Below are 20,550 nucleotides of genomic sequence, written 5' to 3' on the forward strand. Positions count from 1 at the left end.
ATGGCAAGCTTAAGTGTAAGAGAAGCGTTATGCACGGCAATCAGAGAAGAAATGCAAAATGACCCTGATGTATTTATCATGGGTGAAGAAGTTGCAGAGTATGATGGTGCTTATAAAGTAACAAAAGGATTACTGAAAGAGTTCGGAGAAAATAGGGTAGTTGATACACCTATTACCGAACACGGATTTGCTGGTCTTGCTGTTGGAGCAGCGTTTGCTGGGCTCAAACCCATTGTTGAGTTTATGACTTTTAATTTTTCTATGCAAGCAATTGATCAAATCATAAATTCCGCAGCAAAAACAAATTATATGTCAGGCGGACAACTTGGATGCCCTATAGTATTTCGTGGACCAAATGGTGCTGCAGCAAGAGTTGCCGCACAACATTCTCAGTGCCTTGCATCTTGGTATTCGCATGTTCCAGGTTTGAAAGTAATAGCACCTTACTTTGCCTCTGATTGCAGAGGTCTGCTTAAAGCTGCAATTCGTGATCCTAATCCAGTAATATTTCTAGAAAATGAGATCGCTTATGGACATGAGCATGAAGTTTCTGACTATGAGCTATCAAATAAAGATTATCTACTTGAGATAGGCAAAGCCGCTGTTATACGGGAAGGAAAGGATGTAACTATCACTGCTTTCTCACTGAAATTAATGGATGCTTTAAACGCAGCAGATTTACTTTCAGGTGAAGGTATAGAAGCTGAAGTTATTGACCTCAGAACCTTAAGACCACTTGACACTGAAACTATTATTAATTCTATTAAGAAGACTAATAGATTAGTAAGCGTAGAAGAGGGTTGGCCATTTGCAGGAATAGGTGCAGAACTCTCAGCTGTGGTTATGGAACAAGGATTTGACTATCTTGATGCTCCAGTTGTACGCGTAACTGGTAAGGATGTTCCTTTACCTTATGCTGCAAACCTAGAAAAGAAAGCATTACCACAAATGGAAGATATAGTTGAAGCTGTGCACCAAGTCTGCTTTAGAAAGAAATAGCCCTATTAACCCTTTTTTTCTCTCCCGTTCCACATTCTTCCATAAAAGAAGCATTTGTAGAGTTTATACCACCCATTACTTTTATGACAATAGTTTTAGCGCCAAAAAACACAGCGCAAAATACACCGAGGGCGAAAAGAGCAGGCCACGGCATTCTACCAAATATTGCAAGCAAAGCTGCTCCTATTATCACTACGGTCATAAGCGGTCCACCTATTCCCCAAACGTAGCCAATAATATTACATATTACTTGAGCAGTTGTATCGTCATTAGAGTTAGCAGCACTTCCAACATGAGAAAAAGAAATAAATAATATTATAAGAAGAATATAAAAAACCTTCCTAATTGTAGGGTTCATCCCTATACCTTAAGTTTAAATATTATAATTATATCTAAAATAGTATAATTTTCAGTAAAACTAGCATTGTGATTTATACAATATTGCATAGCAAATGATGTCTATTGGTTGTCAATCACTGTCAATTACTTGAGAGCTTATTTCGACTTTTGAAAAAGAGCAATAACACCTATGAGTAAAATTTGACATCACTACTTTTATGTGTTACAATAAAGCTATTTATAAAAAAATAAAATTGAGAAAGTTAAGAGAAAGTAGGATAGCAAGAACGAGGAAGTTTTTATCTTCACTGTTTTTTTTACTGCTGATTGCTCTATCAATACGCAGTCTTTTATTTGAGCCATTCCACATTCCTTCTGGTTCAATGAAAAGCACCCTACTTGAGGGAGATTATATTTTTACCAGTAAATATTCATACGGTTACAGTAAACACTCTTTTCCATTTTCTCCAAACATCTTTAGTGGAAGAATCTTTTACACCCCTCCGGAGCATGGTGACATAATAGTTTTCAAGCCTACAAGAAATGACAGCATTAGATTTGTTAAGCGGGTAATAGGAGTACCGGGCGATAAAGTGCAAATGATAGAGGGAGAGTTATATTTAAATGGTCAAAAAGTAGAGCGAAGGCAAATTGAAAGTTTTTTTGATTATGAGTTAAAGCGTGACATAACAAGATACGTTGAAACACTCCCGAGCGGGAAGGAGCATGAGATTTTAATAGACAATGCATCCGATAATAAGCCACCACACACCACTTTAGTTTATTCTGTACCTGATGATCAATTTTTTGTGATGGGAGACAATAGAAATAATTCTTTTGATAGTAGATTTCCTGAAATTGGGTTCATACCAGCGGAAAATATAATTGGACGCGTGAACATGGTTGGTTTATCGTTTAAATTAAGCAAAGTTGATTGGTTGCCGTTTAATTTTAGGTTACCTATTGCTCTGAGATTTGATAGGGTACTTCACAAAGTTTTATGAACTCTATCTGTCTGCTGATTCGCATAATTCTAAAGCAGAATTTTCTAACTCAGCGATAGCATTATTAATGTTGTCTAAGTCATTTTCCTGTAAAGCGTCTTTTGCGTTCTGTAGTAGAATTTTTAACTTTTGCTCAGTGGAAACATTTTCAACTAGATGTATGAGCTTGTTACCGTTAATTTTAGCCTCTGCAAGGGAACGAGCCTTCATGTCTTCATCAAAGTTACTTACTGACTGATTGACCATATCTTGAATATCTTTTTCACTTAAGCCAGAGCTTGAATTTATTTCAACTGTCTGTTCGACTCCAGTAGTTTTTTCTCTTGCAGTGACAGTCAATATTCCATCAATGCTAACTGTAAATCCTATTTCAACTTTTGCAGAACCTGCAGGCAATTGTGGTATACCTTTGAGTTCAAATCGTGCTAGAGATTTATTATCTTTTATCATTTCACGTTCTCCTTGACAAACGTGAATTTTCATTGCTGTTTGCCCGTTAGCGTAAGTTGTAAACTCTTTTATTTCTGAAACTGGTAGTGGTGTATTTCTTGGTATAATTTTTTCAACTATTCCCCCCATAGTTTCTATGCCAAGTGATAAAGGCAGCACATCAAGGAGAATATTCCTATCTTTTGAGTTTGAAGTTAAATAATGAGCCTGCAAAGCTGCCCCATTGGCAACTGCTTTGTCCGGATCCACGTCATTCAGCACTTTATTGCCAAAGAGTTTGATTAGTGAATTTTGCACTAATGGCACTCTAGTTGCGCCACCAACTAAAATTATTCCTTTTATATCGTCAATTTTAAGATCTATATCGTCTATAGTACGAGTGACTATATTGATAGCCTTGTTAACCAAAGGACTGATTGCTTGCTCGAATTCTTCTTTGGTGATTTTGCACTCAAATAATACACCATTAGCAGCACAATCTGGTGTAATTCCAGCGCGTGACCACATATTTTTTCTTTCCTGGATCCCAGTGTCACGCACTGGGATGACAGGAGAAAGTCTAATATTAAATTTAAAAGTGCCAGAGGTATTATTACTAAGATATTCTTTTACAATACGTGATTCAATAAGTGATGGCCCTGCCATACAAGTAGCTGACGCTGGGATGACACTTTCGCTTAAACCTACCTGTTCTCTATACTTTTCAAGCACGATTAAACTAAGTAGATGATCAAAATCATCACCACCAAGTTTAGTATCACCACCAACTGCAAGAACTTGAAACACTCCTTGATGTAATTTTAATATTGAAATGTCAAATGTTCCACCACCGAGATCATAAACTGCATATATGCCACTGTTATTGTTCTTTTCAATGGAGTAAGAAAGTGCTGCAGCGGTTGGTTCATTAATGAGGCGAAGAACATCTATGCCAGCTAATTTTGCTGCATATTTGGTTGCGTTACGTGCTGAATCATCAAAATAAGCTGGTACAGTAATCACTGCTTTGTTAACTTTCATCCCTGTGAATTTTTTTACCCTCTTGCATAGAGTTTTTAGTATCTCAGCAGAGATCTCAATAGGAGTGAGATACTTTTCTTCTGAGCATTTTACCCTAATAACTTTTTCACTTTCGTTATCTATTTCACAATTGATACCTTCTTTATGCAAGTCTTTAACACTTTTACCCATTAAGCGTTTTATAGAGCAGATAGCGTTTTCGCCAACATCGTAGCCTACTTTTAGTACATCCTTTTCATATGAAATGACAGAAGGTAATAGTTCACGACCTTGCTCATCTTTAAATATTTCTACATTGCCAGCTTTATTTACCATGGCAATTAAAGAGTTAGTAGTTCCAAGATCTATACCAAAAACTACCTCATTTGAACTTGGTTCAGAAATTTGAACTGGCCGCATTTTCCTTCATCTCCTCAAATGACTTATATAAATATCTTAATCTAAAAACTTGCGTAGCAGCTTCATCAAATTTTTTTGTAGCAAAAGCATTAATTAGGTTTTTAGTACAATCTTTTACCTTTTCATCAATCATCCTACTTGCAAATTGTAAATCATCGCAGTCTAGAAAGTATTCTCTTATTTCCATTGATTCATTTAATATTTCAGGATCAAGATGCTCTTTTTTGCTTTGTACGTCAAAAAGATCCAACAAATGTTCGGCACGCTTTAGCGGTGACTTCAGTACCTGATAAGCTTTGTTGATATTTTCCATATTTTTGGACTCTCTTTCATTTATATTAGCTCTGCTTAGCTCAATATATTTTCTCTCCAACTCATCAAAGCTGATGTTAAAAGCCGGTTCAATTCCAAATAATGTGAAATGGTTGCTAGACATGAAAACTCTCTCCACAACCACATTTTCCTTTCTCATTAGGATTTTTGAAAATAAAACCTGATGAGAATTTTTCCTCTACATAATCCATTTCAGAGCCAAGAATAAACATGATAGATTTTGGATCGATCAGCACCTTGACTTTTTGACCATCGCTGCAACTTTCTTCAATTACCGATTCTAAAGGACGAACATCATATGCATATTCAATATCGTATTTTAAACCAGAACATCCTTTTTGCTTAATTAGAACTCTTATTCCTATTGCTTCTTCAAGATTAGCATGCTTCTTTCTATCCAATAAAGACCTTACCCTCCCTACTGCATTTGCAGTTAGAGTGATAGGTTTTTTAACAGAATTTACTCCTTGAAATTCACTCATATTCCTCAATGTTTTTGTTTATTTTGATAATCATGAATAGCAGCTTTTATAGCATCCTCAGCAAGTACTGAACAGTGTATCTTTACTGGCGGCAAAGACAATTCTTCCACTATTTGAGTATTCTTTATCTTTGTTACATCCTCAATAGTTTTTCCTTTGATCATTTCTGTAAGCAAAGAACTTGAAGCTATAGCAGAACCACAACCAAAAGTTTTAAATTTTGCATCTTCAATAACACCTTTATCGTTAACCTTTATTTGCAGCTTCATTACGTCGCCGCACGATGGTGCACCAACTAGACCAGTACCAACATTTGGATCATTTTTATCCAGAGAACCAACATTCCTTGGATTTTCGTAATGATCTAAAATTTTCTCATTATAACTCATAGATTATCCGTAAACCATTACTTACATTATAACATATTTAGGTTAAAAACTAAAGTAAAATACACTAGCAAGCGGTACATTTTACTCACAAAATATATAGGTTACGAGTGTATTTACTTTACAAATACATATAGTGCATGTCATTCTTTATATGGTAATTTTAGAAGGAGTATTTCTTGAGTTTATTCAGTAATCTTTATCAAGGACTATTAAAAACCTCCTCCCGTTTTAGTGATGGAGTAAAAAATATTTTTTCTGGCAAAAAAAAATTAGATCAGTCGCTTTTAGATGAGCTGGAAGAGCTGCTAATTAGCATGGATATAGGTCATAAAACTTCTAGACTTCTTATCGATAAGCTCGCAAGTATCAAATTTGAATCAGAAGTCGAGCACAACGTTATCAAACAGCAGTTAATGAGCGAAATAGAAACAATATTAAACCCTGTCGTGCAGCCGCTCATTTTGAATAAAAAACCCCACATAATAATGGTATGCGGAGTAAACGGTAATGGTAAAACCACAACTATAGGTAAACTTGCCTATAAATATAAGGAAAAAGGAAAATCCGTTATGCTTGTTGCATGCGATACATTTAGAGCTGCTGCGAGTGAGCAATTAAATATTTGGGCAGAACGTTCTGACTGCTCCATTGTTACTGGAGAATATGGTAGTGATTCTGCAAGTGTGGCATATAGAGCTGTAAATCAAGCGATAAAAGATAGCGTTGATGTTGTTTTGATTGATACAGCCGGAAGGCTACAAAACAATGTAAATCTCATGCAAGAGCTGTCAAAAATACATAGAACGATAAAGAAATTGGATGATACTGCTCCTCATGATGTTATTTTAGTTCTTGATGCAACTACTGGCCAAAATGCTTATAGCCAATTAGAGGCCTTTAGTAAAATGGTTGGTGTTACCGGGTTAATTGTAACAAAGCTAGATGGTACTGCTAAAGGTGGAGTAGTGATTGGGCTTGCAGAAGCTTATAAGGTGAAATTACACGCTATAGGAATTGGTGAAAGTATAGAAGACCTGAGGGAATTTACTGGCAAAGAGTTTGCTGAAGCGCTGTTTAAATGTGATTGAAGATCTCTTTAATTTTCTCATATGACCAAGCTTAATTATCATGAGAAGCCGTTTTTAGATGGTCTAATTCCAACATGTGACACTGGTTGCAAGTGATTATTGGGTTGGGTGAGCCGTTAACGTATAAAAATTACTTCCGCATATTTTCAATCTCATTATAATTACAAATAGAGATATTTTAAAAGCTCAAAATCTATCTTTAGTCTGCATACTTTTTAATCAAACTTATTAAAAAATGTATTCTTCAGTGTATATCTGTCGTATGTGCACTGCATTTTTTTCTAACTCTTTTTTACACAGGAGGATTTTATGTCCAGAATTCCAGATACTTGACCTTTACTTTAGCTAATAATGGGCGCCTATGGTTTTAGAAAGTGTAGGAAATAGAAACGTTTCTGTTTTTTGAGTAATTAAAAACCACTTCAGCTTGTCACTCATGCCTAAAAAGCAATTATATTAATGTAATATTTATACTTATATGTCAATATAAATATATTATAAAAATTTAAGGAGTATATTATAATAACATCTACACAAAATTCCTGGGTACCTGATCCACATGACGAATGCCACAGAATGTGTGAAAGGAGACATCATGGTAGTAGCTTCTCGAAAGCCATATGCAAGAACAAATGTAATAGGGAGTATCAATCTCCTGAACATCATTCACAAATTAGTGAGAAATTAGCAGCTAGTGCAAAAAATCTTTATGATGAGAGCGAAAAATTATTGCTTATAGCAGAGGAAATGCACAGTCAAGATTTAATGTATCTTTAATCACAGAAGATATTGGTTCACTTCTTTTTTTATGCGATAATTAGCTACTTGTTTTCGTATTTGTTCAGTCAAGGTAGTTATGAGTAAAAACAGCAAATGGTCAGTGCTTGACACTGGAATCCAGAAAAAAAGAAGCCAGTGTCAGCTACTCGAATGACATTATGGAAGTTGGGGTGACATCCTTCCCACAAGCAAAATGTTCATGTAGATAGTATTTAACTGTGATTGAAGACCTCTTTTAACTCTTTTATATGACCAAGCTTAATTATCTCAATATCATGAGAAGAATAATTGCCATTTTTAGGCATAATCGCCTTTTTAAACCCTAATTTTTGTGCTTCCCTTAGCCTGAGATCAGCATGCGAAACATTTCTAATTTCTCCTGAAAGTGCAACTTCACCGCAGATTATTGAAGAAGTTGGTAGCGGTAAATTTACTAAACTTGAAATAAGAGAAGCAGCAACAGCAAGATCAGCTGATGGTTCCTGTATTTTGAGTCCTCCCGCAATGTTTAGGTATACTTCTTTATCATGCAGAAACATTTTGCAACGAGCATTTAACGCCGCGATGATCATAGCTAACCTATTAATATCCCAACCAACTACTGCTCTTCTTGGAGTTGCCATATTAGTCCTTGCTATTAATGCTTGCACTTCCATTAAGATTGGTCTTGAGCCTTCAATTCCTGCAAATACGGCGCTGCCAACTACTTCTCTATCATGTACGGTCAAGAATAATGATGATGGATTATCAACAGGCATGAGTCCTGCTTCAGACATCTCAAAAACACCAATTTCATTTGCAGGGCCAAATCTATTTTTAATAGTGCGTAAAATGCGATATTGATTACTATTTTCACCCTCAAAATATAGTACTGTATCTACCATATGCTCCAGAGTTTTGGGTCCTGCTATTTGTCCATCCTTCGTTATATGGCCAACTATTAAGAGAGAAATACCATATTGCTTTGCAAGAACAGTCAATTCATGAGCGCAGGTACGGACTTGAGTTACAGTTCCTGGTGCTGATGTGACTTTGCTATCGTACATAGTTTGTATAGAATCAACTATTAAGAACCTAATACTTTTATTTTTTCTTATTGTTGTTACTACATCAGTTAAAGATACTGTAGATAAAAGCTTAATTTTAGGTTCATTTATCTTAAGACGCTTTGCTCTGAGGCTCACTTGCTCTAAAGATTCCTCGCCAGATACATAAAGACATTCAAAAGAAGAAAATTGCACAACATTAGCTGCAATCCTAAGCAAAAGAGTAGATTTTCCAATTCCAGGTTCACCACCAATTAAAATGCTAGCACCTTGAACGATACCTCCACCAAAAACTCTATCTAACTCTTCTATTCCTGTTAAAAAACGATCGGGGGTAATAATTTCACTATCTGATAACGCTTTTATTGAAATTGGTGCAGATGTACTTCTCGTTTCTGTTTTTAGTACTATTTCTTCGACAACCGTATCCCAACTGTCACATGCAATGCACCTTCCTACCCACCTTCCAGTACTATGACCGCAGAATTGACATACGTATGCAGTTTTCATAAAAGCCAAAATTATGATTGTAATAAAAATTAGCTAAATAAGTGAAATAAATTTAAATAGAGAAAATTACCAATCACACTTTTTATCTTGTGGTTTTATTTGCAATATTGCTACTAAACTGACTAATAAGCAAAAAATTACATAAAGCCCAGCAGCAAAGTCTATTTTAGGAAACATTATAGTAAACCAAGTGCATATCATAGGAGTAAATCCACCATGCAGGGCAAAAGAGATGTTACGTGATAAACTCACACCACTAAATCTAACATTGGTAGGAAAAAGCTCAGCAGTAACTATCCCTATAGGATTGATACCCCTCTCGATTATAGAAAGAGCCATCACACTCAACATAATTATTAGGTAGCTTTTATAGTAATATGCAATAGATAACATAGGACAACATAATACCATTGTTATCACTATAAATAAGATTGCAGTACGTTCTCTTCCTGTTTTATCAGCTAAAATTCCAAGCACTATTGAAGATATCGGCATTAATATACTGGTTATAATGAGTACAACTTCGTTGACATACGTTGTTACATAAGTTTCAACAGACACTATTTCTTTTGCAATTGTTCTAAGAAATATGGTAAATCCAACAGCAACATTAACAGGTACAGATATTAAAATTGCAAGTATCAGGGCTCTCTTATAGCGTTTTGTAAGCTCTATTATTGGTAAATTAGGTAAATTTCTTTGTTCTCGATTTTTTTCATACGCTGGAGTTTCTCCTAGTGTATATATACTATATGCGCTTATTAATCCTAAAATGGCTGAAAAAATAAACGGCAGCCTCCAACCCCAAGCGTTAAAATCAGTGGTTTTTTTACAGATGATCACTGCAACCACAGAGAGCAATATGCCAATGGAGCGACCAAAACTTATTATTCCAAAAAACATTCCTAGTTTTTTCTTATTAGGTAAATGCTCTATGAGATAAACAGAGCTACCTCCTTGCTCAGCGCCAAGTGCAACCCCTTGTATCAGATGGATTGTAAGAAGCAACATAGTAGAGGTTATTCCTATTTTACTATAACTTGGAATAAATGCAACGAGACTAGAAGGAATCGATATTAGCAAGATAGCAATCGTTAACGCCATTCTCCTTCCATACCTATCACCAATGTGACCAAATACAGATGCACCAAGTGGTCTTACCATAGCGCCCAATCCTGCAATTCCAAACAATTGCAATATGCTGTAGTAGATATCTTTTGCATAACAAAATTCTCTACTAATTATGTTAACCAGATCAATAAAGAGCATATGGTCATACCATATTGCAATTCTGCAGAGTATTGTTGCAGTCAATACCCTTGTTTGTTGGTTGTGCACTTAGTTTAATTGTAAATGTTTCATTATTCTATTCTGGCTGCTTTCTAGAACTTTGCAACTCAAGCGTATGGTTCATATGTAGCAATTTAAATATTATTAAAATTGGAACTTGCATAACCAGCCAGTCTGGGATCAAATAAGAAAATCTGGTCATGCGCTGGAATGACATGGTGGAATGTCCTTCTTGTCATTCCAGTACTCCTTTTCTTGTCATCCGAGTAGCTGATACTGGGATCCATTTTTCCATCATCAGAAACGTTGATTACTTTTATACTCGTAAATTTAACTGGATCCCAGTGTCGGAGCACTGGGATGACACCTCTCTTAAATTATTTTAGCTACAAATATCAAGAAATTTACCAAGTAGAAAAAAGACAAAAGAAACCCCCCCTATTAGCTAGCTCTAATCCTGAAAATTGGCCTGTCTTAAACAGCCCGTTTCAGCTTATATGGTAAAAAACTGAAAGTTCTGTAAAGAAATAAGATGCACATAGTGCAAAAAATTAAAAATAAGACGACAACTGCGTTATGCTTTTGTCGTTTAATCTCCACAGACGAAGATAAATAGTATAGCGTTATCCTTATGGTAAGGGAGTTGGGAAAATTTGTAAAGTAGGCTCTTTCATTAGGTTTTTTGCTAACATTAAAACAATTCACTTAAAAAAGTGAGAAGACTATTAAAATATTTTTTTACTTTTTATTCTATATATTTCAACATATTACCTTTAAGTACTAATAATTATGGCATTATTGATAGTTGAGTCGCCGGCAAAGGCAAAGACGATAGGCAAATATTTAAGTAAAGAGTTCAAAGTAGCTGCATCTTTTGGCCACGTCAGAGATCTGCCAGCGAAGAATGGTTCCGTTGATCCTGATAATGACTTTGCCATGAAGTATGAGATTATTGAAAAAGCAGAAAAGTATGTAAAAGAGTTAGTCAAGGAAGCTAGTAAAACATCAGATATATACCTTGCAACAGATCCAGACAGAGAAGGGGAAGCAATAGCTTGGAATGTGATAGAGGCACTAAAGGAAAGAAAAGCAATCAATGATGAAAGCAACATTCATAGAGTAGTCTTTAACGAAATAACAAAAAGAGCAGTGCAAGAAGCTATAAAAAATCCACGCGAAATAAACATGGACTTAGTACATGCACAGCAAGCACGAAGAGCTTTGGATTATCTAGTTGGATTTAGCTTGTCACCGCTGCTGTGGACAAAATTGTCGGGAAGCAAATCTGCAGGGCGAGTGCAGTCTGTTGCATTAAAGCTTATATGCGAACGAGAGGATGAAATCAGTAAGTTTATAACACAGGAGTATTGGAGCATAAAGGCAGAAATGCAAAATAGCAAAGATGAGGCTTTTTTTGCTATGCTAAGCCACTATGACAATAAAAAGCTAGAAAAATTTGATATTAAGAATGAAGAAGAGGCAAAGAACTTAGTCAGGGAGATCGAGTCAAGGCAGTATGCTGTAAGCACAGTAGAACGCAAGCAAGTTAAGAGAAACCCGCTTCCTCCATTTATCACCTCAAGTCTTCAGCAAGATGCAGTGAATAAACTGTATTTTAATGTGAAAAATGTTATGCGAGTAGCGCAAAATTTATATGAAGGTATCAATATTGGTGGTGAAACCGTAGGGTTGATAACTTACATGCGTACAGATGGGTTTCATATTGCAGATGAGGCTATAAACTCAATCAGGGGATCAATTAAGTCATTATATGGTGATAAATATTTACCGCATTCTCCTCGTAAATATGTAAAAAAGGTCAAAAATGCTCAAGAAGCACATGAAGCAATCCGGCCAACTGATATTAATAGAACGCCGGGTAGTATTAAGGATTACTTAACGCCAGAGCAATTTAAATTGTACGATTTAATCTGGAAAAGAACCATTGCAAGTCAAATGGAATCGGCGATTCTTGATCAAGTGGTAGTTGAAATTAGTTCTATTGACCAGAAAGTGATTCTGCGAGCAAGTGGATCAAGTATATTCTTTGATGGTTTTTATAAAGTCTATCAAGATAACATGGAAGCCGAAAATGAAGGCTTGCTACCTGCCATGAAGGAAGAGGAAGCGTGCAAGTTGATTTCTGTTGATCCGAAACAGCACTTTACTCAACCGCCACCTCGTTATAGTGAAGCGAGTATAGTAAAAAAAATGGAAGAAGTCGGTATAGGTCGCCCATCAACTTATGCAACAATTATTTCGGTATTGCAAGATCGTGAATACGTTACACTTGATAATAAAAGATTTATTCCAAGCAGCCGCGGTAAGATCGTGACTATATTTTTGGAAACTTTTTTTCAGCGTTGTGTAGAGTATGACTTTACAGCACAAATGGAAGAAAGGCTTGATTCAATCTCAAATGGACATGCAGATTGGAAAAAAGAACTAGGCTATTTTTGGGTGCCATTTTTTAATCATGTAAATTCTGTTAAGCAAATGACACATGATGCGATTTTTAGTGGTATTCATGATTTGGTAGTCAATTGGTTTTGCTCAGAGAAAGGAAAGGAAGAAATAGGTAAAAAATGTCCTAATTGCTCTGGTGGTATATTGAAATTAAATTTTGGAAAAGCCGGTGTGTTTCTTGGATGTTCTAACTATCCTGCATGCAATCATACAAAAGAAATTACGGGTAGTAATGACAATTCAGAATATCCAAAAAGTTTGGGTATAGATGATGTGACAGGCCAAGAGGTAATGATCAAAAAAGGTCCTTTTGGACTTTATCTGGAGTTTAATAGTGAGTCAGAAAAGAAAAAAAAGATTTCTGTACCAAAAGACATAAATGTTAATGATATTGATCTAAATACCGCCACTCGATTACTTTCCTTGCCGAAAGTAGTAGGAGAACATCCTGAAACTGGAAAGGAAGTAAAAATAGGTCTTGGACGATTTGGGTACTATATTCTCTATGATGGTCGATACTTTTCTCTTAAAAAAAGCTCTAAGGAGGTATTAGACACACAATTAAACGAAGCTATACAAATTATTGAGAGCAGCCCACGCAAAGAGCTAAAATCTCTTGGTTTTAATGAAAAGGGAAAAGAAGTTTTTATCTGCAACGGTAGGTACGGATTCTATATAAAATGCGGTAAAACAAACGTTGCTTTGGGCAAGAATGCAGATATTGAAAGTATAGATCTGAAGAAAGCCTTAGAGTTAATTAAGAATAAAAAATAGACTCCTTGCATAACTACTCTTTATATGTTCTTTATTGTTGTTCCAGCGCTACACGCTGGAACTGAGAAAAAAGAGCCTGAATTACAAGAAAGAAAATATTCAGATAACGAGAAAGTTGTCACCTGGTTAGCAGCTACAGTCGTGTGACGCAGACGTACTACCAGGAAAATGTCTCTATCAGAGTTAAGCTTTGCTGGCAAAATGAAAAGTAAGACCAGCTTCTATACCGTGTGTGTGAAACACTTGATTGCCTATACTGATACTTTCTTTGTGTAACTTCCGGTCCGATGGTTTTTGACCTTCCTTCAATTCTAACATCTTTTTTCCATCTGAGTTTACCTGTTGCTTTGCTTTCATTTCTCCTAACACCTCTGCTTCAAAATCAACATTACTACCAAGAACACCAAAAGCTCTATATCCGATGTGCATATTTACATCTTCGTTTATACGATAATCAAAGCCAGCTTTCAATTGACCTGCAGGTCTTATTGACAATTTTTCAAACATTGTCATTCTTGTTGCACCGACTCCAACCCCAACATAAGGAGAAAAAGAGAAACTATCACTTTTCCAATAATGATAAACATTTGCCATTACAGATGCGTTTTCTACTTGGTCATGATTAATTACAGTTTTATACATATAAGTTTTTTCATTAGCACCCTCACTAACGTCTTTTAGATACGAAACAGTTACTTGATTGCTTGATAAACCAATATTATCTACTTTTACAGAAGAGTACATCCCTTCCAATTCAGCTCTATAGCTATTATTGCCTAGTTCTCCTGTGTAACCAAACGTTACATTTGCAGCAAAAGGTGGGTTATAATCTCCTTTATACTTACTTATTAACTGACCCTCTGTTCTCTGAGCGTCTATGTCATTTATAGATACACGGTTATCATCTGTAGCATCTTTGCCTCCAATTTTTGCTTTCAACTTACCCAAGTTCAAATATTGACCGTAATATCCACCACCAAAGTAAAATCCTTCCGTTTCACTTGCAAAAGATTGTTGTGACAACAATAAAGCAAGTGCTGTAACTGCTAATGTTTTTTTACTCATCATGACTATTCCTCTAGTTAAAATAGCCACTCTAGTACTAATTAATTAAAAATGATTTAATATGAAAAAACTAATTATTTTCTAAGCTAAAAAATAGGTAAAATTAACCTCTATCCTCGATTTTATTGCCGTCTAGTTTGTCCTCATCTTCAAATTCATCCTTACTGTTTTCATCATCAAACCCATCATCGTCTTCCTCATCATCAAACCCATCACCACCTTCAAATTTATCATCAATATCCTCGTCTTCAAATCCATCTTCAATCTCTGGCTCATCGTATATTGCATCTTCAGTTTTAACTTCAACAGGATAATCAGCATCTTCAATAGCATTACTCTCTTCTTCATTACTAATCTTATCTTTGTTGTTAGCAGCAGAAAAGACCTTGTTTGGATCATATGGCTCTTGTGTAGGCACACGTGTTGGTTTAATCAGCCTTCTTGTGAATGTGCTATCACTATAGTACAAAATTTTCTTTGACTTGATTGGATAAGTCGATTCTATCAAAATTATCTGATCATCACGTGGCAGCATAATAATTTCTTGAGGTAAGAGCAATGCTCTCTGTATTTCAGAGATATGCAATGATCTTGATGCAGGATTCAAGTCTAAAAATTTAGGTTTGTTTAATGATTCTTGTTGTACAGTTTTGTTTCCTATAAGCTGAGATATCAAATTAGCCGTTTCAATATTATTGGCTGCAAAAGTTATTCTATAGGTTGAGTTTGATAAAAAGGAGTTCATTCCTGCTTCTTCATATATTCCTTTAAGCTGTTCAGTATCTTGAACAATTAAAAATAACCTTACTTGATAGCCACGAAAGTACGCGATGCCCGTTTGAAATTGCTCCATTTTTCCAAGTGTTGGAAACTCATCCATTAAAAATAATACACCGTAAGGCTCGTCATCTGATGGCAATTTTCTACATAAAAACTCAGTTGCCTGTTGGTAAAAAACCTGCATTAAAGGCCTGAGCCTAGTTAAGTTATCAGGAGTTAAACCAACATAAACTGTAGTTTTCTTCTTTTTAAAATCCAAAATATTAAAATCACTTGTCGCAGTTGCAGTATCGATCAACGGGTTTGCCCACAATTCAAGTGAAGAGTTCATAGTTGACACAACACCTGATCTTTCTTTGTCAGCCTTTTGCAAAAAAGCTGCAATGTTCATATACGCTACGGGATGTATTATTTTACCCATTGTGTCCAAAACTACAGCAAGATTGTAAACTACGTCATCGCTACGCATCGTACGCACAACCTCACCAAAAGATTTAACTTTCTCTGGTGCAGCAAGTAAATATAGTACCACCCCAACAAATAAGCTTCTTGCTTCGTTTTGCCAAAAATCTTGTTCAGGCATGATTAGGTTAGCTATTTTTTGCACATCATCGACCATCTGTCCAGGTTTTTCACTAATCCATTCCAGTGGATTATAACAATGGCTTACCCCATCTGGCTGCGCTGGGTTCCATACATATACTTTTTGTCCTTGTCGTTCTCGCCAACCACTTGTTATTTCATAGTTTTCTAATTTTATATCATGCACAATTACTGAATCATTCCAAAATAACAAATTAGGAATTACAAAACCAACACCCTTACCAGAACCTGTAGGCGCAAAGAGCAATGCATGCTGAAACCCATCAGCAATAAAATATCCTCTCTTATCTTTACCAAGCAATAGACCTTTTTTGCTTCTTAATCCTGCTTTTCGTATGTCTTTCTCTGATGCCCACTGTGAATCTCCATGAAGTGATTCTTTCTTTTTAAATGGCCGCCATTCAATTAGTCTTTCTCTCACATTCCACAAAATAATCATCAACACAATTATAGGCAGTAGAGAAGATACAACTAATTTAATTTTGAGCTCAAAACTATATAGCTCTGGATGATGCCAACAATATTGTATATGATCAAAAATTGTTGGCCAGAGAGCTTGAGGAAAAGGCGTCAAACTAGGGTTAATTGCTCTAAAATCTACACCATCTGGACCGTCAACAAACAGGTAGAATAATATACCAGACAAATAGAAGCAAAATTCAAATATGCTAAAAGATACCACACCTCCTATAAGAACATTACGTAGGTGATTTCCATTACTCATAAACTACTTTTTCTTAACTTACGTATAAATTTAAGCATTTCCATTTGAAGATCTAGTAAATAATACCTCAGAAATGATCCTTCTACCCCCACAAATTCTTTTTAGCTGAATAACAATGTCAATCACATTTCTAATGTATGGTATAATCTGGTCTGGGGGAATACCAAGATTTGCCTGCATCACCATCAATTTTATTTGTTCAAGAGCCATTGCCGGACTATCTGCATGAAGAGTTGATATTGACCCTGGGTGACCAGTATTTATTGCCCTGAGAAAACTAAAAGCTTCTGCTCCACGCAGCTCACCAACTATTATTCTATCTGGTCTTAAACGCAAACACGCCTCTATCAAATCCTGAGTGGTCACTTTTGCTCTGCCTTGCCCTCCTTTAGAGGCAATTAAATGGACTTTATTGGGATGATCATTCAAAACTATCTCTCTCGCATCTTCAACAGTAATAATTCTTTCTTCAAATGGAATAGCACGCAAAGCAGCATTAGTAAAAGTGGTTTTACCAGTGGAAGTTCCACCACTGATTATGATATTTTTCTTATTTATTACAGCATATTCTAAAAACTCTTTTATTTTTTTTTGTTTCAGTAGTAAATCTAGGTGACGATCTACTGGATTATCGGTCACTCCTATAACAGTTTCAGAAAAAGCCCCCATTTTTTCATAATCATCCAATGCCAATTGCATAGAAGAAGGTTTACGAATTGAAATGACTACTTTATCAGGCTCACATGCTGGAGGAAACACTATCTGTATACGATAACCATTTGGTAGTGTAGCTGAAAGCAATGGTGCTTCTTCGCTCAGTTTTTGTTCTGTAGCTTGAGCAATCAACCTGCTAAGAGATTTTAAATGGTTAAGATCAAATATTTCTAACTTTTCGCATCTTATTTCACCGCGATTTTCAATCCATACTTCCTTCGGCTTATTTATCGATATTTCATTTACGCCTTCTTCTTGAAATATCCCTTGTAATGGCTCTAAATATGTGTCAAGTGCAGCATAGTTCATCTCAGTTATTTAATATTGACTGTGGAGGAAATACTATATCTTGGTTAACAAACACTTTCAATGCAGTTCCTTGATTAACATAAATAGTTGGTTTTTTATCTACACTCCTATCAACTATATCTCGCATATCTTTAGAAAAATCATCGATTGATTTTCCAATTGCCTCTTCATAAACAGATTTGCTCCCTTGTCTCTGTAATAATTGCTTTATATCTTCCAAAGTTATTTCATCAACTTTACTGCCATCAACTGAGACTAAACCTAAATCCCTTATTACCTGCTTAAATATCTCAATTAAGCTTTGTTCATTAGATGCATTCTTAATTTTCCTAATAGCTCCAAGCCCAAGTTTCCACTTATCATTCTTTGCATTCTCCTCATCTTCCTTAGAAAGGCTCTTTTTACCAATAATATCTTTAAGGGGAGAGATATCTATTTCAGTTGCAGTGATTGATCTTACGGCATTCATAGGAGTTAGCGTATCAATAAGATTGGAAGCCTTTTGCCCTATAACAGATGAACCAATCGAAACACCAGCAAGTGCCACTGAAGAGAATAATGCACTTGCTATTTTATTATCAACTATTCCAGCTATCCCTGCCCTTCCAAGCTCATCGGCACCAGATGATGCAATAGCAACATCTATACCATGAGGAAGAATGATCCTATTCCAATTTATGTTCACGCGAGCTTTTGCAACGTTTGAGTCAAATGAATAACCACCTATTAACCTTGAGCCTTTTGGTATTAAAATTGTATCACCAGTTTCTGCATAAACGTCTCTACTAACAACAGCACGGAGCATTCCTTGTAAGTCAGAACTTATTGCAGTTTCAAGAATAGCGTCAATAACTTTACCTTGAATAATCATTAAACCAAGCTTTCCAGCTTTGGTAGCTTTGCTCGACTGTGCTGAGGTATTGGATAAAATAGCATCTGTAGCTTTATCTTCCCCGCTACTACCTGAAATTGCTAACATTTGTGCACTACGCCTTTCTCTAGGATAACCTCCGCTTCCTATTGTAGGAAATGAAGTAGGCAAATTGCTAATAACATTACCAGAAGGAAAATTTTGCTTTGGTAAAACAGGTATATTTGACAAGGGAATTTCTTTTAGTTGCTCTTCTTTTTTTGTCACTTCCTCTTTTTTGATTTGTTTTACTTCTGGTATGACTTGTGGAATAGGAAGAGGAGGTAAGGGTGGCAAGAGATCAGTTGCTATCCTCTCGGAAACTACTACATTATCTGGAACTTGTTCTAACTTTCCTTTCAATTCTTGAATGTTTTGCTTTGTTTCCTCTTTTTTAACAATCTCTGGACCCTCTTTATTAGAAGGACTAAAATAAAGATAGTACACTCCACCAACTAAGAGCACTACAATAACTATCATCAATGCCTTATAACCTTGATTAGAGCCAACTGTTACTACCTTGCTTTCTATCTCTGATTCATCTTCTACACTATTATGCCTTTCTTTATTCATATTACATGTACCACAACTAAAGTGACCTATTTATAACTTCAACTTCACTACCTTCATAACGCATTAATAGCTTTTTATGTACTCCTTTTATTATAACATAACCATCCAATAACAGCCTTTTACAGGATTCCCCTTCTATAAAAACCTGAGGAATTTTATTACTATTTCTAAACTTTAGATAGGTTAAATAACCATCATCAAATAACTCAATTGGAACTATATCTACGTTACTACCTTCATCAATATATGTATAGTTGTACCTTGTATTATTTTCTTGTATCATTTTTTCTGGCTTTTCTATAATGTATTGCATTTGAGTAGGTAAAGAAACCTCATCTAAATCAACATCAAATTCATCTTCTTCTTGAGGGTAATAAAAACGTATTACGTAAGATATATCCTTTTCGACGGAATAATCATGATCCACTTTTTTAGCATCAGCATCTGGGTATTTATCGTAATTTGGTCTTGAAATTAGATCAAAAATGTAATTTCTCTTTTTAGTTGTCGTAATAATCATGTTAGTGCGACTACTGACTTCAAATGGCATGACAAGCAGTTTATTATCATAAGGATTAATTTTCCAACTTGATGCATCACCAACAGCAATATTTTTGACTTTTTCCCCTTCTGCAAACTCAATATAAGAATAGTAACCTTGACTAAAAATTACTGTAAACACCTCATTAGGGCTATATACAAAGGTCTTTATTCTACTATCTACAGAAATAGGTTTATTATTAATAGATGCATTTAAGTTGCCACTTATTAGTAAAGCTAAAACTAACAATATCCTACACATATTCATCATCTACTCTATATGAAATAACTTGAAACCCTAACGGGTTAATATATCTTTGCTGATCATTCATTTCAAGCGATGCATATTTATATGACATCACAACTATCTTATTTTTCCTTGAGGAGTTTCCATCTTTTCGTGTAAATTCTATAGAAAATCTCACTTGAAGAGCATCATTACCTAATTTTTGAATTGAACGAATTTTCAACTCACCTTTAGCATCTGAATATAAATTAAAAAGGTCATTCATATTCTGCGATTTTATATAATTGCTAAATTCACTATATACACTAGGCGAAGAAAACAACCTTACTTTTGTATAATAATTATAATTATAATTATATGGGTCAAAAACCTCCCTTGCTTTTATATATTCTGAAATAAAATAATCGTTCAGCGTTTCATTTGCAGAATATTGTTTTACTGTAACAGGATCAACCAATTGCACTATTCCTGACTTTTTGTCAATTTCTATAACGAATGGCTCAATAGTGCTACTTGTGCTAATTTTAAATATAGCTAATATGCTTATAGAAATTGCAACTAGTAATATTAATGTAAATAAAAGTAAAGTATTTCTCTGAGCAACAACTGTGCTATAGCGACTTGAATTCCAATTTATATCCTTATCCAATGACCCATTACTTTTTTCTTGTTTTAAAAATTTCAGCATCTCAATATTCTTAAAAATCTTAACTTAT

General features: G+C 35.2%; 17 protein-coding genes. 4 read left to right on the top strand and 13 right to left on the bottom strand.

The window, feature by feature from the left end:
• Complete coding sequence (locus tag ABWU62_RS07215) at window positions 1-999, top strand: pyruvate dehydrogenase complex E1 component subunit beta (RefSeq protein ID WP_353288188.1); 999 nt, start codon at window positions 1-3, stop codon at window positions 997-999.
• On the opposite strand, the gene ABWU62_RS07220 is transcribed toward ABWU62_RS07215, so the two are convergent.
• Window positions 986-1,357, bottom strand: a complete 372-nt coding sequence (locus tag ABWU62_RS07220) for a TrbC/VirB2 family protein (RefSeq protein ID WP_353287977.1) — start codon at window positions 1,355-1,357, stop codon at window positions 986-988. The two genes, ABWU62_RS07215 and ABWU62_RS07220, sit on opposite strands and share 14 nt — an antisense overlap.
• A 199-nt stretch (window positions 1,358-1,556) precedes the next feature.
• Here ABWU62_RS07220 and lepB point away from each other — a divergent pair, with 199 nt between their 5' ends.
• Window positions 1,557-2,342, top strand: coding sequence for a signal peptidase I (gene lepB, locus ABWU62_RS07225; protein WP_353287978.1), 786 nt, complete (start codon window positions 1,557-1,559; stop codon window positions 2,340-2,342).
• Window positions 2,343-2,345: 3 nt separating this feature from the next.
• On the opposite strand, the gene hscA is transcribed toward lepB, so the two are convergent.
• Genes hscA through iscU form a run of 4 tightly spaced genes read right to left on the bottom strand, consistent with a single transcriptional unit; the run spans window position 2,346 to window position 5,415 of the window.
• Complete coding sequence (gene hscA / locus ABWU62_RS07230) at window positions 2,346-4,211, bottom strand: Fe-S protein assembly chaperone HscA (RefSeq protein WP_353287979.1); 1,866 nt, start codon at window positions 4,209-4,211, stop codon at window positions 2,346-2,348.
• Entirely contained in the window at window positions 4,189-4,647 is a 459-nt protein-coding gene (locus ABWU62_RS07235) for an iron-sulfur cluster co-chaperone HscB C-terminal domain-containing protein (protein ID WP_353288189.1), read from the bottom strand. Before ABWU62_RS07235 ends, hscA begins: the two co-directional genes overlap by 23 nt.
• Window positions 4,640-5,026, bottom strand: a complete 387-nt coding sequence (locus tag ABWU62_RS07240; RefSeq protein WP_353287980.1) for a HesB/IscA family protein — start codon at window positions 5,024-5,026, stop codon at window positions 4,640-4,642. The genes ABWU62_RS07235 and ABWU62_RS07240 overlap by 8 nt, the downstream gene beginning before the upstream one ends.
• Before the next feature lie 5 nt (window positions 5,027-5,031).
• Window positions 5,032-5,415, bottom strand: a complete 384-nt coding sequence (gene iscU, locus ABWU62_RS07245) for a Fe-S cluster assembly scaffold IscU (protein WP_006012607.1) — start codon at window positions 5,413-5,415, stop codon at window positions 5,032-5,034.
• A gap of 176 nt (window positions 5,416-5,591) precedes the next feature.
• Between iscU and ftsY the strand changes: the two genes are divergently transcribed.
• Window positions 5,592-6,503, top strand: coding sequence for a signal recognition particle-docking protein FtsY (ftsY, locus tag ABWU62_RS07250; RefSeq protein ID WP_353287981.1), 912 nt, complete (start codon window positions 5,592-5,594; stop codon window positions 6,501-6,503).
• Window positions 6,504-7,495: 992 nt separating this feature from the next.
• Here ftsY and radA read toward each other — a convergent pair.
• On the bottom strand, window positions 7,496-8,839 hold the full coding sequence (gene radA / locus ABWU62_RS07255; protein WP_353288190.1) for a DNA repair protein RadA: 1,344 nt from the start codon (window positions 8,837-8,839) through the stop codon (window positions 7,496-7,498).
• Between the two features lie 66 nt (window positions 8,840-8,905).
• Window positions 8,906-10,177, bottom strand: a complete 1,272-nt coding sequence (locus tag ABWU62_RS07260) for an MFS transporter (protein ID WP_353287982.1) — start codon at window positions 10,175-10,177, stop codon at window positions 8,906-8,908.
• A 741-nt stretch (window positions 10,178-10,918) separates the two neighbouring features.
• Between ABWU62_RS07260 and topA the strand changes: the two genes are divergently transcribed.
• On the top strand, window positions 10,919-13,369 hold the full coding sequence (topA, locus tag ABWU62_RS07265; protein WP_353287983.1) for a type I DNA topoisomerase: 2,451 nt from the start codon (window positions 10,919-10,921) through the stop codon (window positions 13,367-13,369).
• Window positions 13,370-13,552: 183 nt separating this feature from the next.
• Here the strand turns inward: topA and ABWU62_RS07270 are convergent, their stop codons facing one another.
• The 6 genes from ABWU62_RS07270 to ABWU62_RS07295 form a co-directional block, all read right to left on the bottom strand.
• Window positions 13,553-14,437, bottom strand: coding sequence for a P44/Msp2 family outer membrane protein (locus tag ABWU62_RS07270; RefSeq protein WP_353287984.1), 885 nt, complete (start codon window positions 14,435-14,437; stop codon window positions 13,553-13,555).
• A gap of 100 nt (window positions 14,438-14,537) precedes the next feature.
• Window positions 14,538-16,541: a type IV secretory system conjugative DNA transfer family protein gene (locus tag ABWU62_RS07275; protein ID WP_353287985.1), complete on the bottom strand. Its 2,004-nt coding sequence runs from the start codon at window positions 16,539-16,541 to the stop codon at window positions 14,538-14,540.
• 30 nt (window positions 16,542-16,571) lie between these two features.
• Window positions 16,572-17,564, bottom strand: coding sequence for a P-type DNA transfer ATPase VirB11 (gene virB11, locus ABWU62_RS07280; RefSeq protein ID WP_353287986.1), 993 nt, complete (start codon window positions 17,562-17,564; stop codon window positions 16,572-16,574).
• Between the two features lies 1 nt (window position 17,565).
• A complete protein-coding gene (locus tag ABWU62_RS07285; protein WP_353287987.1) occupies window positions 17,566-19,047 on the bottom strand; it encodes a TrbI/VirB10 family protein in 1,482 nt (493 codons plus the stop codon).
• Window positions 19,048-19,063: 16 nt separating this feature from the next.
• Window positions 19,064-19,855 carry a P-type conjugative transfer protein VirB9 gene (virB9, locus tag ABWU62_RS07290; RefSeq protein ID WP_353287988.1) on the bottom strand — a complete coding sequence of 264 codons (792 nt, stop codon included), beginning with the start codon at window positions 19,853-19,855 and terminating at the stop codon, window positions 19,064-19,066.
• Window positions 19,842-20,522 (bottom strand): virB8 family protein, encoded by a 681-nt coding sequence (locus ABWU62_RS07295; protein ID WP_353287989.1) that lies wholly within the window; start codon window positions 20,520-20,522, stop codon window positions 19,842-19,844. The genes virB9 and ABWU62_RS07295 overlap by 14 nt, the downstream gene beginning before the upstream one ends.
• Between the last annotated feature and the right edge of the window lie 28 nt (window positions 20,523-20,550).

Source organism: Wolbachia endosymbiont (group B) of Gerris lacustris, from assembly GCF_964028355.1.
Lineage (GTDB): Bacteria > Pseudomonadota > Alphaproteobacteria > Rickettsiales > Anaplasmataceae > Wolbachia.

What these genes read in the sequence shown, in the direction of transcription:
- ABWU62_RS07275 (WP_353287985.1), bottom strand. Translation starts at nt 16,541, where the DNA reads ATGAGTAATGGAAATCACCTACGTAATGTTCTTATAGGAGGTGTGGTA.
- hscA (WP_353287979.1), bottom strand. Translation starts at nt 4,211, where the DNA reads ATGCGGCCAGTTCAAATTTCTGAACCAAGTTCAAATGAGGTAGTTTTT.
- lepB (WP_353287978.1), top strand. Translation starts at nt 1,557, where the DNA reads ATGTGTTACAATAAAGCTATTTATAAAAAAATAAAATTGAGAAAGTTA.
- ABWU62_RS07285 (WP_353287987.1), bottom strand. Translation starts at nt 19,047, where the DNA reads ATGAATAAAGAAAGGCATAATAGTGTAGAAGATGAATCAGAGATAGAA.
- virB9 (WP_353287988.1), bottom strand. Translation starts at nt 19,855, where the DNA reads ATGAATATGTGTAGGATATTGTTAGTTTTAGCTTTACTAATAAGTGGC.
- ABWU62_RS07270 (WP_353287984.1), bottom strand. Translation starts at nt 14,437, where the DNA reads ATGATGAGTAAAAAAACATTAGCAGTTACAGCACTTGCTTTATTGTTG.
- ABWU62_RS07295 (WP_353287989.1), bottom strand. Translation starts at nt 20,522, where the DNA reads ATGCTGAAATTTTTAAAACAAGAAAAAAGTAATGGGTCATTGGATAAG.
- iscU (WP_006012607.1), bottom strand. Translation starts at nt 5,415, where the DNA reads ATGAGTTATAATGAGAAAATTTTAGATCATTACGAAAATCCAAGGAAT.
- virB11 (WP_353287986.1), bottom strand. Translation starts at nt 17,564, where the DNA reads ATGAACTATGCTGCACTTGACACATATTTAGAGCCATTACAAGGGATA.
- ABWU62_RS07240 (WP_353287980.1), bottom strand. Translation starts at nt 5,026, where the DNA reads ATGAGTGAATTTCAAGGAGTAAATTCTGTTAAAAAACCTATCACTCTA.
- ABWU62_RS07220 (WP_353287977.1), bottom strand. Translation starts at nt 1,357, where the DNA reads ATGAACCCTACAATTAGGAAGGTTTTTTATATTCTTCTTATAATATTA.
- topA (WP_353287983.1), top strand. Translation starts at nt 10,919, where the DNA reads ATGGCATTATTGATAGTTGAGTCGCCGGCAAAGGCAAAGACGATAGGC.
- ABWU62_RS07215 (WP_353288188.1), top strand. Translation starts at nt 1, where the DNA reads ATGGCAAGCTTAAGTGTAAGAGAAGCGTTATGCACGGCAATCAGAGAA.
- ABWU62_RS07235 (WP_353288189.1), bottom strand. Translation starts at nt 4,647, where the DNA reads ATGTCTAGCAACCATTTCACATTATTTGGAATTGAACCGGCTTTTAAC.
- radA (WP_353288190.1), bottom strand. Translation starts at nt 8,839, where the DNA reads ATGAAAACTGCATACGTATGTCAATTCTGCGGTCATAGTACTGGAAGG.